At 49.8% G+C, this 17,383-nt stretch carries 14 protein-coding genes; 3 read left to right on the forward strand and 11 right to left on the reverse strand.

Annotation, left to right across the window (positions count from 1 at the left end):
- The 8 genes from VFS25_RS22110 to VFS25_RS22145 form a co-directional block, all read right to left on the reverse strand.
- On the reverse strand, positions 1–973 hold a 973-nt coding region (locus VFS25_RS22110; RefSeq protein WP_326464356.1), incomplete at its 3' end, for a cytochrome c oxidase subunit I.
- A 68-nt stretch (positions 974–1,041) separates the two neighbouring features.
- Positions 1,042–2,097, reverse strand: coding sequence for a cytochrome c oxidase subunit II (locus VFS25_RS22115; RefSeq protein WP_326464357.1), 1,056 nt, complete (start codon positions 2,095–2,097; stop codon positions 1,042–1,044).
- Positions 2,098–2,159: 62 nt separating this feature from the next.
- Entirely contained in the window at positions 2,160–3,371 is a 1,212-nt protein-coding gene (locus tag VFS25_RS22120) for a quinol:cytochrome C oxidoreductase (protein ID WP_326464358.1), read from the reverse strand.
- Between the two features lie 56 nt (positions 3,372–3,427).
- A complete protein-coding gene (locus VFS25_RS22125) occupies positions 3,428–4,057 on the reverse strand; it encodes a cytochrome c (RefSeq protein ID WP_326464359.1) in 630 nt (209 codons plus the stop codon).
- Positions 4,058–4,144: 87 nt separating this feature from the next.
- Entirely contained in the window at positions 4,145–4,738 is a 594-nt protein-coding gene (locus VFS25_RS22130; protein ID WP_326464360.1) for a DUF3341 domain-containing protein, read from the reverse strand.
- 82 nt (positions 4,739–4,820) lie between these two features.
- Positions 4,821–6,257, reverse strand: coding sequence for an NrfD/PsrC family molybdoenzyme membrane anchor subunit (nrfD, locus tag VFS25_RS22135; RefSeq protein ID WP_326464361.1), 1,437 nt, complete (start codon positions 6,255–6,257; stop codon positions 4,821–4,823).
- A gap of 118 nt (positions 6,258–6,375) precedes the next feature.
- Positions 6,376–9,435 (reverse strand): TAT-variant-translocated molybdopterin oxidoreductase, encoded by a 3,060-nt coding sequence (locus VFS25_RS22140; protein ID WP_326464362.1) that lies wholly within the window; start codon positions 9,433–9,435, stop codon positions 6,376–6,378.
- Between the two features lie 102 nt (positions 9,436–9,537).
- Complete coding sequence (locus tag VFS25_RS22145; protein WP_414647785.1) at positions 9,538–10,818, reverse strand: c-type cytochrome; 1,281 nt, start codon at positions 10,816–10,818, stop codon at positions 9,538–9,540.
- A gap of 332 nt (positions 10,819–11,150) precedes the next feature.
- Between VFS25_RS22145 and VFS25_RS22150 the strand changes: the two genes are divergently transcribed.
- From VFS25_RS22150 to VFS25_RS22160, 3 genes are read left to right on the forward strand one after another with little or no spacing between them, the layout of a single operon-like run.
- On the forward strand, positions 11,151–11,918 hold the full coding sequence (locus VFS25_RS22150) for a copper resistance protein NlpE N-terminal domain-containing protein (protein ID WP_326464363.1): 768 nt from the start codon (positions 11,151–11,153) through the stop codon (positions 11,916–11,918).
- Positions 11,919–11,955: 37 nt separating this feature from the next.
- The gene (purN, locus tag VFS25_RS22155) at positions 11,956–12,537 is read left to right on the forward strand and encodes a phosphoribosylglycinamide formyltransferase (protein WP_326464364.1); all 582 of its coding nucleotides are present in this window, start codon (positions 11,956–11,958) and stop codon (positions 12,535–12,537) included.
- 33 nt (positions 12,538–12,570) lie between these two features.
- On the forward strand, positions 12,571–13,239 hold the full coding sequence (locus VFS25_RS22160; RefSeq protein ID WP_326464365.1) for a hypothetical protein: 669 nt from the start codon (positions 12,571–12,573) through the stop codon (positions 13,237–13,239).
- On the opposite strand, the gene VFS25_RS22165 is transcribed toward VFS25_RS22160, so the two are convergent.
- The 3 genes from VFS25_RS22165 to VFS25_RS22175 form a co-directional block, all read right to left on the reverse strand.
- Positions 13,217–13,714, reverse strand: coding sequence for a thioredoxin family protein (locus VFS25_RS22165; protein WP_326464366.1), 498 nt, complete (start codon positions 13,712–13,714; stop codon positions 13,217–13,219). The two genes, VFS25_RS22160 and VFS25_RS22165, sit on opposite strands and share 23 nt — an antisense overlap.
- 89 nt (positions 13,715–13,803) lie before the next feature.
- Positions 13,804–16,101 (reverse strand): TonB-dependent receptor, encoded by a 2,298-nt coding sequence (locus VFS25_RS22170; RefSeq protein ID WP_326464367.1) that lies wholly within the window; start codon positions 16,099–16,101, stop codon positions 13,804–13,806.
- Between the two features lie 81 nt (positions 16,102–16,182).
- Complete coding sequence (locus VFS25_RS22175) at positions 16,183–17,367, reverse strand: GTP-binding protein (protein ID WP_326464368.1); 1,185 nt, start codon at positions 17,365–17,367, stop codon at positions 16,183–16,185.
- Positions 17,368–17,383: the final 16 nt, after the last annotated feature.

Here is a 17,383-nt window from a genome sequence, read left to right on the forward strand (position 1 = left end):
TACGGGAGTTCACCGCCAGCACCTCAGATACTATACCCATGGCCGGCAGGATCACGATATACACTTCGGGGTGCCCCAGGAACCAGAACAAGTGCTGGTACAGGATGGCGCTACCGCCTTCGTTGGAAAGCGCCTTACCGGCAACGAAAAGATCGCTCAGGTAAAAGCTGGTGCCTGCATGACGGTCGAACAGCAGCAGGATAAAGCCTGACAGCAGTACCGGGAAGGATAACACCCCTAATACAGCAGTGAAGAAGAATGCCCAGATCGTCAGCGGCATCTTGGTCATGCTCATACCTTTGGTACGCATGTTCAGGATGGTGGAAATATAGTTCAAACCGCCTAACAGCTGTGACACTACAAACAGCGCCATGCTGGTAAGCCAGAGGTCCATACCTATTTTAGAACCGATAGAAGCATCGCCCAGGGCGCTCAGCGGAGGATAAGCGGTCCAACCGCCGGAAGCCGGACCTGTTTGTACAAACAGGGAGCAGGTCATTACAATGCTGGCCAGGAAGAAGAACCAGTAGCTCAGCATATTCATGAAGGGAGAAGCCATATCACGCGCACCCAACTGCAACGGTATCAGCAGGTTAGAGAAGGTGCCCGACAAGCCTGCCGTCAATACAAAGAATATCAGGATGGTACCGTGCATGGTTACCAGGGCATAATAAGCCTCCGGTGAAATACGGCCGCCTTTAGCCCAGTGGCCCAGGATAGACTCCAGGAATGGGAAGGTAGAGTCCGGGAAAGCCAGCTGTAAACGGAACAATACTGAAAAACCAGCGCCAATGATCGCCCAGATCATACCGGTGATCAGGAATTGCTTGGCTATCATTTTATGATCCAGGCTGAAAACGTACTTCGATATGAAGCTGTCTTCATGATGGTGATCATGCCCGTTGCCATGGTCATGCGCCGCTGCGCCGTGCGTTACCTCCTGATGACTGTGCAGGGTTGCTTCGTTACTCATAATCGGATCTATTTGGAAGTATCTTATGTTATGTCTTAAATAATAATGCTGTTCACAAATTTAGTGAATTAAAAAGCTGCCGCCACGCCTTTCTGGGCAGTGCTGTCCTTCGGCGCCTGCGGCTGTGCAGGTGCGCCGGAGCCTTGTGCTGCATGGGCCAGCTCATACTGTGATTTCTGTTTGGCGGTCCAGGCGTCAAACTCCTGTTGGGTTTCCACTACTATATTGGCTTTCATGGAGTAGTGACCGGCGCCGCACATCTGATCGCAGGAAATTTCGTATACAAAATCCGGGTTACCGGTTTTTTCCTTCATCTGCGCAGTGGTATACTTAGGCGTAAACCACAACGTGGTAGGAATACCAGGCACAGCGTCCATTTTCAGGCGGAAGTGCGACAGGCCTACGTCATGCACCACGTCACGGGAACCAATGATCAGCTTCACCGGCTTACCTACTACCAGGTGCATTTCTGTAGCCATAAAGTCGTCCTTGTTCAGGTCATCATCCCAATCCTGCCCAACAGGGTTGGTAGCATCATTGATATTTTTGAAATACTTGCTGCCCAGCTGCCCATCTTTACCCGGGTAGCGGATCAGCCAGTTGAACTGCTTACCGGTAATTTCCACCACCATTGCGTCTTTAGGCGCATCAGAGGTAATGCGGAACCAGTGGCGTAAGCCAATGGCTACCAGTATGGTCAGTGCAATGGCGGGGATCACGGTCCAGATCACTTCCAGCTTGTTATTGTGCGGGAAATAAAAAGCGGGCTTACCTTCTTTTTCCTGGTATTTGAATGCGAACCAGAACAGGAGCACCTGTGTAATTACAAACACAATACCTGTGATTACCAGCGTCCATACGATCATATTGTCAATGGAGTCGCCCTGCTCGGATGCGGCATCGCCTAATGTTAATATCTTTCCTTTCAACAGCTCATTGCAGTAATATACGCCAATGAGGCCCAGCACCAGGAAAGCGATCAGCAAAAAGCCGTTTATGCGGTTGTTCTGCTGGCGGGCCTTCTTTTCCCCTTTCAAAATGGACACATATTCACTCGCCTTCGCAATCTGGAAGATGACCACGAATATGAGCACAACAACTAAGACTGCTAAAAAACCTGACATTGCTATTTGAAATAATTAAGTTATCTAATGCTTTACGTTGTTACGGTTTCACTTCCTTTTGATCAGGTGTGGTGTACAATACTTTCTTTCAGGTAAGGGTGATTCCTGGGCACCAGCGAAGCTTTTGACAGCTGGTTAGCCACCACGAATATCAGCAATCCTGCGAAGCCCAGCCCTACTCCCAGCTCATACCACGGGAAATGCAGGTCTTTGGAGGTGGCGGGGGCTATCATCTGGAAGAAATCCAGCCAGTGGCCAAATATAGTCAATAAGGCCATATAGGTTACTGCAGTATAATTACGCTTGGTATCGCGTTTCATCAGCAACAGTATTGGCAACACAAAGTTTACGATCAGGTTCAGGAAGAACACGGGGCGGAACTGTCCCCAAACGCGGGGCTGGAAGTAAACGGTTTCTTCCGGGATGTTGGCATACCAGGTAAGCATATACTGGGCAAACCACAGGTAGGTCCAGAAAATGCTGAATGCAAATATGAATTTACCCAGGTCATGCAGGTGCTCTTCATTTACCATAGAAAGGTAACCATTGCGCTTCAGGTAAATCACGAACAGCGTTATGATGGCCAGGCCGGTTTCCCAGGTGCTGGCAAAGGTATACCAGCTATACAGGGTAGAGTACCAGTGAGGGTCTACGCTCATCAGCCACAGCCAGGGCGTGGTAGAACCTACGCTTAAAGTATATATTACGATGAACCCACCGCACCATACCGTATTCCTCCAAAGAATGCGGCGGCCGGATTCAGGGCTCAGATCCCAGGTATCTTCTTCCAGGGACATCCTGCGCAGCCTGATAGTAAAAAGTATCCACAGCCCAAGTGTGATTAAGGTAGCAATTGTAAAAAACGGTTTACCCAGGAACGCAGATTTTCCCTGCAGTATAGCATCGTGCTTCACCACTTCAGGGCTGGCCCAATGATACACCTGTTCCTTTTCACCAAAAAGCAATATCATTAATACCACAAACAGCACTCCTCCGAGTACAGGCACTGCCATGGAAATAGCTTCAGGAACGCGGCGGAAGGCAATTTGCCAGCCACCATGCGCCAGGGTGGTGGCAGCTATGAAAAATGTACCGCCTGCCAGTGCTGACAACAGGAAAAAGCTACTGTTTTGCAGGATGCCTCCCCAAAAACGGCCGGAAGCATGCTCGCCGCCCATGGCCACTAATCCGATCAATAAGGTGAGTACGCCAATGCCCATTAACACGAAGCTGGTCGTTTTTAATTTTGCCGGTACTACAAATTGGTCCTTCATTTGAAAATTTTTATTCGAGTCACTATATCTTTTACTTCCTTAGGAGGATAATAATCCTATTTAGCTGCCGTGCTGTCTGCCGGCGCAGCGGCGCCTGCGGCCGGTGCTGCTGCGGTATCTGCTGCCGGTTTGGAACCGCCGGGCTGCATGGTTTTGATGTAAGCGGCTATTTTCCAGCGCTGTTCACGATCCAGCTGGCTGGCATAGCTACCCATGGCGTTATAACCATAGGTCATTACGTGAAACAGGCGGCCTTCTGTGTAAGCTGATTTAGGTCCGCTTACCAGGTTTGCCGGCGCTGCCGGGTATGGGCCGTCGCCGCCTTTGTACAGGGGGCCGTTACCATCCAGGGCTGTACCGTGGCAGATAGCGCAATAGATATTAAATAAACGCTGTCCCTCCTTTACATCAGCCGCGCTAATGGTCAGCGGGTTCTTGGTAAGATTGGCCTGTGCCGTATCTTCTGCCTTCAGGTGATAGGGCAACAGCTCTCCTCTTTTTACAGTACCATCTACCGGCTTCATGCTGGCCAGCCGCTCGTTATAGAACTCATACGCACGGGATTCATACATATCTGGCATATAGATCCTGCCGGGCTTTCTGTGATGTTCTCCTGTGTTACAGGCCGCCAGTAAAGCTCCGCCTGCCAAAGCAGCTGCTACTAATATGTTGGAAGTCCTTTTCATTATTGTATTAAATAGTATTCTTCGTCTTATTATTAGTCAGGTGGCGCCTTGCGGTTTTCACCTGCATGTTATTCTCGTCTATCGGCATTATGCGTTCTGCGGAGTAGTGCGCTCTTCGAACAAGCGGGTTTCTTTGTCAAAACGGCCATACCACCATCCGGTTTCTGCAATCTGCTCATGAATTTCATGGGCACCCACGCTGCCAAGGAAGTTCTTTACATCCTCAGCGCTGGTTTTGCTGGTGATCTCTATCGCCATTACAAACTTATCGTCTGTCTGGCGCGGATGGAACACATGTTTTTTCACACCGGGCGCCAGCTGGCACAGGTAGCAAAAAGTGAGCATCATGCCTACTGCCGAGAACAATACGGTCAGCTCAAAGGTAATAGGTATGAAAGCCGGCAGCGAAAAGTGCGGCTTACCGCCTATGTTCATAGGCCAATCTGAGGTAAATACCCAGCTCATGAAAGACAGCGCTGTAGTAGTACCGGTAATACCATAAATGAAGCCGGCGGTATGCAGGCTGGTTTCGCGCAGACCCATGGCATGGTCCAGGCCATGCACCGGGAACGGCGTATAAACGTCATGGATTTTGTACCCGGCGGCACGTACCTTCTTTACTGCCGGAAACAGCACCGCCTCATCGTCAAAACAACCTACAACAAATTTTTTTGCAGCCATATTTAAAAAATTCAGAGTCTAAATTATGCTAACTTTTTAGTTACCGGCCGGCAGCGTGCATTATGGCCTGCTGCCTGCCTGCTTAGTGTGAATGCGCTACATCATGCGCAAACTTTTCCGGGCTTTCCTGCTCGTACTTCGTCATCTCGTTCTTAAAGCTTTCACCGGATGTTTTCAGCACGTGCTTGATTTCCGCGACGGCAATTACCGGGAAGTATTTGGCGAACAAGAAATAGCAGGTAAAGAACAAACCGAACGTACCCAGGTAGAACCCTACTTCGGGCCAGGCCGGGCTATAGTATACCCAGCTGGACGGCAGGTAGTCGCGGTACAGTGAGGTACAAATGATCACAAAACGTTCAAACCACATACCTATATTCACGAGGATAGACAGGATGAAAGTTACCATTACGTTCCTTCTCATTTTCCGGAACCAGAACACCTGGGGCGTAACCACGTTACAGGTCATCATAATATAGTAAGACCAGCCAAGAGGACCTGCGGCGCGGTACCTGTAAAACTCTGCAAATTCATATTCAACGCCTGAATACCACGCCATGAAAAGCTCTGTCAGGTAGGCGCAGCCCACAATAGAGCCGGTAAGCACAATTACCTTGTTCATCGCGTCCATGTGGCCGACTGTGATATAATCCTCCAGGCCTAACACCTTGCGGGTAATGATCAGCAGCGTTTGCACCATCGCAAACCCCGAGAAGATTGCACCAGCCACAAAGTAGGGCGGGAAGATGGTAGTATGCCAGCCTGGTATTACTGAAGTAGCAAAGTCAAAAGATACGATGGTGTGTACAGACAGTACCAGTGGTGTAGACAAGCCGGCGAGCACCAGTGAAAGGGATTCATGACGCTGCCAGTGTTTGGTGGAACCAGTCCAGCCGAAGGAGGTCATACCGTAAAACATTTTACGGAACTTGGTCTTGGCCCTGTCGCGTACTGTTGCCAGGTCAGGTATCAGACCTGAATACCAGAACAGCAGTGATACGGTGAAGTAAGTAGAGATTGCGAATACGTCCCACAGCAGCGGAGAGTTAAAGTTTACCCATACCGGGCCACGGGTATTCGGATAAGGCAGTACAAAGAAGGCCATCCACACACGGCCCATGTGAAAGATGGGGAACTGGCCGGCGCACATTACCGCAAAGATGGTCATGGCTTCCGCAGCGCGGTTCACCCCGGTGCGCCATCCCTGGCGGAACAGCAGCAGGATGGCGGAGATAAGCGTACCGGCGTGACCGATACCTACCCACCACACGAAGTTGGTAATATCCCAACCCCAACCAACGGTTTTATTCAGATTCCACACCCCAATACCATAATAAACTTCCCAGGTTACAGAAAATACCCCAAACGCCAGTAACGTGAGCGCTATGCCAAGGCCTATGTACCACAATTTACCCGGTTTGCGCTCAATGGGGCCGATAATATCTTCCGTTACCTTATGATAATCCTTTACCCCATCAACTAAAGGTTCTCTCAGTGTGGATTCGTACTTTAAATGCATAGTTCGTAAAGCTTTTAGCTGTTAGTTGCTGCTAGCAGCCCTTGTCTTTGTTATGATTTATCTCCCAGTTCTCAATCGTTGTCAGTTACCAGCTCCGGGCCAGGCCCGGAAGCTGCTGTTATGCATGATGCTCTTCTTTGAGCCTACCTTCTTTTTCCACAACTTCTTTGTTACGGACCTTAGCCAGGTAGTTTACAGAAGGCAGCGTGTGCAGCTCTTCCAATACATAATACAGCCTTTCCGTCTGCTCTTCATTCCGGATCTTAGATACACGGCTTTCTTTATCATTTACATTGCCGAATACAATCGCATCTGTGGGGCAGGCCTGCTGGCAGGCAGTTTTAGCTTCGCCATCCTTCATGGGGCGGCCGGCTTTCTTGGCAGCCAGCTTGGCATCCTGCAGGCGTTGTACGCAGAAAGAACATTTTTCCATTACACCGCGGCTGCGTACCACCACATCGGGGTTCAGCACCATACGGGTCAGGTTATCGTTCATATCGGAAACGTCGTACAGGTTGTTGTCAAAGCTGTCAGCACCGTTCCAGTCGCGCCAGTTGAAGCGGCGTACTTTATACGGGCAGTTGTTGGCGCAGTAGCGGGTACCGATACAACGGTTATACGCCATCTGGTTAAGACCTTCGGAGCTGTGCATGGTAGCAGCCACCGGACAAACGTTCTCACACGGCGCATTATCGCAGTGCTGGCACAGCATAGGCTGGAATATTACTTCCGGGTTGTTCTCGTCGCCGCTGAAGTAACGGTCAATACGGATCCAGTGCATTTCATGCGCCTTGATCACCTGCTCCTTACCTACTACAGAAACGTTGTTCTCGGCCTGGCAGGCTATGGTACATGCGCCGCAGCCAGTGCAGGAGTTCAGGTCTATAGACATACCCCATTTAATGCCGGGATAAGAATAGTTAGGATATAAGGTACCGTCTGCACGGTAATCTTTACCATATTTTTCCAGCTCTTCGCGGTCCTCATTTACCTCTTTCGGGTTCTTGATGAACTCTTCCAGGGTAGTTTCCTTGATGATAGGACGGCCTTCGTAGCTGTTATGCTGCTGTGTTAAGCCCAGGTCATATTTGGCACCGGTAGCTTCTATAGCTGCATCCGGAGCAAAGTAATCAAAGGTTTGGCCATTATAGCTTACCAGCGGATAAGCATTCTGACCCACACCACCGGCGGCTTTACCCGCATTCATGTTACGGCCATAACCAACGGCAATGGCTATCACATCGGGATGCATGCCTGGCACGATCAGCAGGGGCAGCTCTATTTGCCTGCCGTTCACTTTCACTCTCAGCACTTTCTTGCCTGCGTGAATTTCGTAGTCATCGCCCAGCTCTTCACCAAATTGTTTCGCACGGGTATTGGAGATGCAAATGTAGTTATCCCAGGTAGCGCGGGTAATGGGGTCGGGCATTTCCTGCAGCCAGGGGTTGTTAGCCAGCTTACCGTTACCGATAGCTACTTTTTCATACAGCACCAGCTCCAGGGCGCCGCCTTTTTTAGCGCTGTTGATTTTGGAGGCAGCATAGGCAATATCACCTGCAAAGGTAGCGCCGGCCAGGGCAGGCGCGGTTGCGGGCTCTATTACACCATCCTGCAGTGTTTTATCCCAGGCTTCCTGTCCGCCCAGCTTACCCATCCACTCATTCTTCAGGTAGTTTACCCAATTAGTAGACGCGTTACCGCTCCAGGCGAGCAGCGTATCTTGTATTGCACGGGTTTTGAACAGCGGTGCAATGGTAGGCTGTGTAAAGCTGAAGTAGCCGGTTTTGCCTTCTGCATCGCCCCAGCTTTCCAGGAAGTGATGGTCAGGCGCGGCATATTTGCACAGCTCAGAAGTTTCATCCTTGCGGTCGTTGAAAGTAACGGTGAGTTTGGCTTTCTTTAAACCTTCGGCAAACTGTTTGCCATCAAAATAATCATATACAGGGTTTACGCCGTATACCAGCAAAGCGCCTACGCTGCCGGCATTCAGGTCTTTCACCAGCTGTACCATATCACTGTCAATACCCTGGCGGTAGTTGGAAGTGGTAGCCCAGTCAATGGTAGTACCGTTAGCGCCTATGATGTCGTTAATAGCGTTTACGATCAGCTGCACATTCACATCATTGGAACCGGAAACCACCAGCGCTTTACCATGGTTGGCTTTCAGCGCCTGTGCCGCCTTTTTTATACCGTCGGCCACACGTTTGTCGGCAATGGCCGGCGCGCTAACAGAGCCGCCCAGTGCGCTGAACAGGGCCAGCGCAACAGCGCCGGTTTCAGAGGGTTTATGTGTATATCTTTCGTCAGCATTAGCGCCGGTGAGGCTCATGGTGCTTTCAAACTGGAAATGCTTGCTCATTTCCGGCTTTTCCTGGTTGATCTTACGGGTAGCGGCATAAGCCTTGTTAAACTCAGCCGGGTTTAACCAGTTGCCCAGGAAGTCGGCGGCCAGGCTTACTATCACTTTTGCATTTTCAAAGTGGTAAGAAGGCAACGTTCTTTTACCATAAGCTGCTTCGTTGGCCAGCAGCATACCGGAGTAAGATACCGCATCATAAGTTACATGGCGGGAGTTGGGATATTTAGCCAGGAATTCGCCGATCAGCTTTTTAGTGCTGGGGCTCAGGATGGTGGAGCTCAGTAATACTACCGGCTGCCCGCCCAGTGCGCCCAGGGCTGCGGTTACCTGTTTATCCAATTCAGCCCAGGTGGTTTCTGTACCATTAATGGTAGGATAACGTAAACGGGCAGTATCATAAAGGCTCAGTACGGAGCCCTGTACTTTAGCAGTAGTAGCACCGCGGGTAACGGAGCTTAAAGTATTTCCTTCTATTTTGATGGGACGGCCTTCACGGGTTTTAACCACCACAGGCACATATTCACCGTCTACAGCATAGGTAGAAGCATAGTAGTTAGGAACGCCGGGCGTAATTTCTTCCGGCTTATTAACGTAAGGGATAGCTTTTTTAACCGGAATTTCACAACTGGCAGCTATGGTAGCGGCAGCGGTAGTAAAACCCAGGTATTTCAGGAAGTCCCGGCGGGGGGTTGTAGCGCCCAGCAGGCTCTCACTCTCATCAAACGGCAGCTCTTCCCCAAACTCATTCTTCACATTTTCCTGATGCGCTTTGGTATTATGCAACTCCTCCAGGCCTTTCCAATACTTTTTCTGCTCCATGTTATTTATTACGAGTTACGTGATTGTTATTGATTAAACGAAGACAGGCTCTCAAAGGCGTAATGCAGATCTCCTGCTTCTTATTATTTATTACCTCAATTATTAATAGTGACATTTCTGACATTCAGTACCACCGGCCATTTCAACCGTTACACTGTCGATCTTGCCTTCTTTGATTTCCTGGTGGAACTTCTCAAAAATGCTGAAGTATTTGTTGTCTGCAAATTGCACTTTAGTGGTGCGGTGGCAGTTAATACACCAACCCATTGACAGCTCGGCAAACTGTTTTACCTCATCCATATCCTGAATAGGACCATGGCAGGTTTGACATTGCTGCTTACCGGCCACCACGTGTTGGGAGTGGTTAAAGTAAACGTGGTCGGGCAGTGCGTGGATCCTGGTCCACTCAATAGGTTTACCGGGTTTGGTATATTTCTGGGTTTGCGGATCCCAGCCTATGTAGTCATATAATTTTGCGATTTCCGCAGTACCGTTGATCTTCTTACCTTCTGCAGTGTACAGGTCGGGGCCATGGTATTCATTAATGGCTTTGTGACAGTTCATACAGATATTTTCAGAAGGGATCATGGCATGCTTGCTCTTTTCAGCACCGGCGTGGCAATACAAACAGTTGATCTGGTTAATGCCTGCGTGCACTTTGTGAGAGTAGTGGATGGGCTGCTCCGGCATGTAGCCTTTCTGGCGGCCCAGGCCAATGGCGCCCTGTACCAGGAAGTAGCCGCCAACCATAAACAGCACTACTATGCCAATGGCGATGTAAGCCTTATTCTTATAGAAGGGAACCGGTTCCGGTGTGGCTACGCCCTCCTTATCGGCAGCCAGCTTATTCAGGTTGCTGTTGATCTGCATCAGGATCAGGGCTACCACAGCCAGGATCAGCGTTACGATGCCGAACAGCAGGCTGTTATCCTCACCGCCTCCCTGTGCAGCTGCGCCAGCTGCGGCGCCAGCGCCAGGCGCAGGAGCAGCGGCTTCTTTATCACCCTCCTGCTTAATATAAGCCAGGATGTTATCAATATCTTCATCTGTAAACGATGGGAACGCAGGCATGGCCTGCTTGTTGTATTCGTTGTACAGGGTGTTGGCATACTGATCACCTGTTGCTAACACAGAAGCGGAGTTATGAATCCATTGGTGCAATAATTTCTTATCAGACCATCTTTCTTCTACTCCCTTCAGGGCAGGACCAGTAACCCGCTTATGAACATTATGGCAGGATGCGCAATTTTGCTGGAACAGTGCTTTACCCTTAGCCGGATCTGCTGCTTTAACTGTTGTTGAAACCGAGAGTACAAGACCCGCGCATAGGATAAGAACACTCACCAAATGCTTGCGCAAACGAATGGAAACACGACGATACACAGCCTATTAAGTTTAGATTTGACCTTAGTTTCTTAAAAGTGCCAGCAAAAATAAGACACAATGTTGACAATTTATCAACAAATAAAAAATTATTTGGTTGTAGCTATAACTCTTTTTTCTATACATAAGGACTTTACAAGGCAAATTTTATGATAAATATCATGTAATGAAATTATTTGTTATGAATCCGGTATTACGCATATATTATGGTATGACTTATGACAATTATTGAATGACCTATTTATAATTGTTGTGTGCTTTAGACGATAATTATTTTTAATTGATTTTTTAATTGACGTAATTTTAAACTACCCCTTTAAAAAAAACTTCCCATGTTATACCGTGCCTTAATTTTTACCACCATACTGGGAATATTATTTTCCGCCTGCGGTTCCGGCTCCCGGCAGCCGGCAGCCGATACCAGTGCGCTGCTGGCTACAGACAGTGCCCACAGCAACATTCATCCCGCAGGCAGCTACCAGGGCACCCTGCCCTGCGCCGATTGCCCCGGCATTGATTACCAGATCAGCCTGTATGACGATAACCATTACAGAACGCTGATGGTGTACCGCGACCGTAACAACAACCGCCCGGTAATTGACACCGGTACCTGGCAGATGGAGCAGGACACGCTGGTGCGTATTATCCTGGGCGGGAAGCATAAGCAGCTATTCCGTTTTGAGGACGGCCGCCTGTACCAGCTGAATGAACACGGACAGCCCATTACCGGCGCCCTGGCAGATAATTATATATTAAGGCCGGTAAAAAGTATTGACCGTGGCCGCCTGCAGGAAAAGGCCGCGGCCGGCATTGACTTTTTAGCCGCAGGCACCCGCCCGGGCTGGAACCTGGAAATAGACCACCAAAAAACCATTTCCTTTCATATAACAAACGGCGACTCCCTGCGGGTACCCATGCCCCGCGCCCGGCCCAATACCGATACGCTGAAGGTGTATACTGCCAAAACCGAAACAGCGGAATTCATTCTCACCATCCGCAACGCGGCCTGTATGGATGATGCCAGCGGCTTTATGCATCCCTATTCCGTGGAGGTGCAAATGAAAGACAGCACCTACCGGGGCTGCGGAGAGTATTTATAATCACTACCTTTGCGCTGGTTAAAAAACAGCACAGGTTTTGAAAAATATTGCCATTTTTGCTTCAGGAGCGGGCAGCAACGCCCAAAAGATCATAGACCATTTTAAGCACTCCGCCATTGCCAGGGTTACGCTGATCCTGTGCAATAAGCCGGACGCCGGTGTATTCCGGATAGCAGAAAAAGAGAACATACCCGCCATCCTGATAGAAAAAGAGGCTTTTTTCCGTGGAGATGATTATGTGCAGCTGCTGCAACGGGAACAGATAGACCTGGTGGTGCTGGCCGGCTTTTTATGGAAGGTGCCTGCGAACTTAGTGCAGGCATTTGCCAACCGTATTATTAATATACACCCGGCCCTGCTGCCCAAATACGGTGGTAAAGGTATGTACGGACATTTTGTGCACGAAGCCGTTATTAATGCCGGCGACCCTGAAAGCGGCATCACCATTCATTATGTGAACGAACAATATGACGATGGCGCTACCATTTTACAGGAACGCTGCGCCATAGTACCAGGCGATACGCCGGAGTCACTGGCAAAAAAAGTACAGGTGCTGGAGCATACCTGGTATCCCGTAATTGTGGAACGATTATTGACTAACCAGGGCAATCGGCATTAGCTGAATATGCTGATTATCCCCCAGTTTGTTTTTATGAAACGCACACTGTTGGTTTTATTGTTTGTATGCTGTTATGCGCTTACGGCCGGCGCACAGGAACGGCAGGCCCAAACATTCCGTAACAGCACCTACATTAAAGTAAACCCCACCACCCTTATTAATGAGCTGGATGTGTATGTGGAACAGGAGCTGACTGAAAAGCTCAGCCTGGAGCTTGGTATTTCCGGCATTTATACCGACTATCCCGATTACCTGCTGGCCAAAAAAATTGATATCGGACAAAAGAAACCCGACATCAGTACCGAACAGTTTGTGGAAGGCCGGGGCCTGGGTTTCCGGGCAGCGCTGCGCTGGTACATTTTTTCCCTTTATAATGGCAACTCCCGTGCCGGCGGCACCTACTTTCAGCCGGTGCTGTTCTATAAAAAGGTATTTTATCCCAATGAACCGGTAACCATTAATGATACCGAGTATAAAGAGTCGGCCAGCAAGCACGTATACGGGCTGCAGTTTCTCCTGGGCAGGCAGTTCACCAAAGGTAAAATAGTATTTGACCCCTATATAGGATTAGGCATCCGCAGCAAAATCTACTACTACCACAATTACCATGATAACAATGGAATAGCGCAGGCAGATGACGGCAAACTGGTAAGCGTGCTCCCAAGCCTGCAGTTGGGCATTAAACTGGGGCTGAAGCTGTAATATCCATATGACCGGCACAGGCCTTTTGCAAAATGTGCAATAACTGCTTGCCATCTATATACCCGCTGTAGCGGAAGATAATATGGTACTGCTCATCCAGCAATACAAAGGAAGGGTACAATGCCGCCTTTTCTCCCCGCATCAGCAACGCCGCCAGCTCATTCATGCCGCTGCCGTTACCTCTTGGCTGAAATGCATATTTTTTCCCTTTAAAGTAAACGGGCTGCTGCTGCTCAGCATCCAGTGAAACGCTGTAAAAGCAGCTGTTCAGCAGCTGTACCACTGCTTTGTTCTGCAGGGTGGTATGTTCCATCATATTACAGTAGGCGCACCAGCTGGTGCGGATCAATACAAAGGTTTTACGCGGGGCCGCCTGTACTGCGCTATCCAGCTGCTCAAAAGTGGTATAATGCACCTGGGCCGGCGCCACAGCCGCCAGCAACAGGTAAAGAGCGATAAGTGAGCAACACCGCATGAATGAAATTACGAATTATCAATTACGAATTACGAATTATGCCTGCATTGGCTGCTTACCACATTCGTTAAAATAAAATACATAATTAACTACTGTACCGTCCATCTTATTCCTAAAAACCCCCTGATTCCCTGGTTAGATGCATACACGTAGCTGGTATCGAAAGTAAGCGCATAGGGATTATCTGCGGCAGGCACCGCATTGCCCCGCGCATCAAATATCACTTTTTTATCAAAGGGATCAAAGGACCGGGCAATGGCATCTTTACGGGGCCTGAAATTCAGCAGGTTTTTAACGCCACCGTACACCTCCCATCCACGGGTGCATTTTTTAGTAAGCTGTATATTCTGCAGGCTCCATACCGGCGAGCTGGCAGGCCTTGGATCGAGGCTGCCCTGTAATGGCAGGCGCATAGGTCCGTATAAATTGCCGGTATAATCCGCTGTTATTCCCCACCGGGTAAAGGTGTAGGAAACCGTCCAGGTAGCGGAAGCCCTTTCCGTAAGCAAAGGCCGCTCCTTTATGGTTTGCCCGCCCTGGTTAATTACAGTGTACACATCCATTAAAGTGGCGCCGGCCAGTATCTTTAACGGAAAAGAAAAAGCAGCGTCGGCATTCAGGCTTAGTCCGCGGGATATCGCATAACCATCCAGGTTGCTGTAAATGATCTCATTTGGATTACTGGTATAATCCGGGATGATCTTGTTGCTGAAGCGGGTATAAAAGGCCGACATATCCAGGCCCAGGTATACATTGTTCAGGTTCATCTTTTTTACATAGTTCAGGTTCACGTTCCAGCTTTTTTCCGGTTGCAGGTTTTCCGTGATCTTTACCTGCCGGGCGCCGGTAAGCGCTGCATGATCTTCCGTAAAAACAGATACTACCCGGTAACCGGTGCCTACATTTAACCGCAGCACATTCTGCTCATCGGGCGCCCATTTATAGGCCAGCCGCGGCGTAAATATGTTGCAATGAACGGAGTTGTAGTCGTAGCGCATGCCCAGCAACAGCGTATGCTTTGGAAACAGCTTTATTTCATCCTGTACAAACACGCCAGGCAGGCAGGTGTTATTGGGCGCATCCACGGGGCCATAGTTTGCCGGCCTTTCGGTGGCCACGGTGTTATCATTATAATAGGTGTAACGGAAAGGGATACCCGTTAACAGGTTATGTTTGCCCAGCTGCTTGTCCCACGTAAGCTGCGCAAAGGCTATTTCCTGGTTGGCCAGGAACCGGTTTTTACCGTAGGCGGAGTTCTGTTCATGCAGGTTAAAAGAATATTGCAGCATAACCTTTTCCTTTACCGGCAGCTGGTAAACGCCTATCAGCTCCAGGCGGTTGGTACGGATGCTTTCGCCATATATACTGTCTGTACCACGCCAGTGAGGCGTCCATTGCACCTGCCCGCCCCACCGGTCTTCATAATAATAGCGGGCGGCCAGGGAGGCTACACGCTGCTGCCTTCGGGCAAAGGTCCATTTATTGAATATGGATATGCGGTGCTGCAGCGTTACATCTGTAAACCCGTCGCCGTTATTATCTACCGGATGCTGGTAATTGAAGTAGTTAATTCCCAGCAGCGATTTGCTTTTGCCGGCGTTAATGCGCAGGCCAATGTCTGCGTTGTACTCCTGCCAGGTGGTGCTGAATACATCTGCCGTAAGCAACGGCGCATGGGAAGGATCTTTGGTAATGACGTTAATAAGCCCTGCTACAGCTTCAGAACCATACAGGGTAGACGCCGGCCCTTTCACAATCTCTACCCTTTCCACCAGGCTGTTCGGAATGCCGGACAGGCCGTATACGGTAGACAGTGCGCTTACAATAGGCATACCGTCTATCATCACCATAGTGTAAGGGCCTTCCAAACCATTAATGTGAATATCGCCGGTATTGCACACATTACAGTTCAGCTGCGGCCTTACGCCGTTTACGTTTTGCAGGGCATCAAACAGGCTGGGGGTTGGATTTTTGCGGAAGAAGAGGGGAGTAAACACATCTACCGGTACCGGGCTTTCCATTTTAGATACGGGCTTCAACGTGCCGGTTACCACTACTTCATTTAAACTGGACGCAGCGGGCTGCAGTTGTATGTGCTGGCGGTTGGTGGCGCCAGCTTTTATTTGCACGGCCTGTACATGCCTTACAAAGCCCACAGCGCTTACCTGCAGCTGGTGGCGGCCGGGCGGCAGGCCGTTCAGCTCATAGGCGCCGCTGGTATCTGTAACAGTACCGGTTTTAATATCGGTAAAGCCAATACTGGCAAAAGGCACCGGCCTACCGTTTGCCAGCACTGTTCCTTTCAGCCGGCCGGTTGGTACGGTTTGGCCCCGGCTACCCACCGCCAGCAGGCATAAAAAAATTATGCAACGTACTGTTTTGGCCATTTGAAGTATTTTCTTAGCAAATTTATGTTATAGAATACAAGTGTTCTAAATTATTATTTAGACTAACCTAAATAAAATGATCTACAACATTGGAAACGGATCGTCAAAGGCGCACCCTTCCTGCCAGCTTTTTACTTCCGGCGGAGTGCACAGGCAGGCATTCAGCTCCTGCGTAATACGGTCGGGGCGCAGCTCCTGTCCGATGATCACAATTTCATTATAGCGATCAGCAAACTGCGGATGCCAACGGTTAGCCAGCAGCTCGTAGGATGCGCGGTCCATTTGCCATTGCTGCCTGGGAACAGCGCACCACCAAAAGCCGGCTTTATCCGCCCGCAGGGAGGGGCCGGCCTGGCTCCAGTTCACGGCTATGTGCGGGCGGGAAGCCAGCCATAGCAATCCCTTGCTGCGCAGAATATTGCCGTGCCACTGCTCATTAATATAGCGCCATAAACGCGCGGGGTGAAAAGGCTCCCGGCTGCGGTACACAAAAGAAGTAATGCCGTATTCTTCTGTTTCAGGCATATGTGCGCCTTCCAGCTCCGCCATCCAGCCGGCGCTTTGAGAGGTTTGCTCAAAATCAAAAAGACCGGTGTTCAGTATCTCTGCCGGCGGCACCATGCCGTTCACACTCTCAATAATGCGCGCTACCGCATTCAGCTTGCGCAACACCGCCTTTAGTGTGCCCAGCTGCCCGGGCGTTACCAGGTCGCACTTGTTCACCACAATTACATTGGCAAACTCTACCTGCTCCGTAAGCAGGTTTACCAGGGTGCGTTCGTCGGCTGTGTTGCCTGTTAACCCGCGGTCCTGCAGCAGTGCAATGCTGTTAAAATCCCTGCTGAAATTATAGGCGTCTACCACGGTTACCAGTGTGTCCAGCCGGCTTACGCGGCTCAGGTCTATCCGGCTTTGCTCATCCTGGTAGCAAAAGGTTTGCGCTACCGGCAGCGGTTCAGAAATGCCGGTAGATTCTATAAGCAAATAATCAAACCGCTGTTGTTCCGCCAGCGCCGCTACTTCGCGCAGCAGATCTTCCCGCAGGGTACAGCATATGCAGCCGTTGCTCATCTCAACCAGCTGCTCTTCGGTGCGGTGCAGCACCTGCTCATTTTTAACCAGCTGCGCATCTATATTCACCTCACTCATGTCATTCACTATAACGGCTACACGCAAATTCTGACGGTTATGCAGCACATGGTTGAGCAGCGTGGTTTTACCGGCGCCTAAAAAGCCGCTCAGCACCGTAACGGGTAACTTTTTCATGGTATTATGTATATGG

The organism is Chitinophaga sp. (assembly GCF_035761305.1).
GTDB lineage: Bacteria > Bacteroidota > Bacteroidia > Chitinophagales > Chitinophagaceae > Chitinophaga.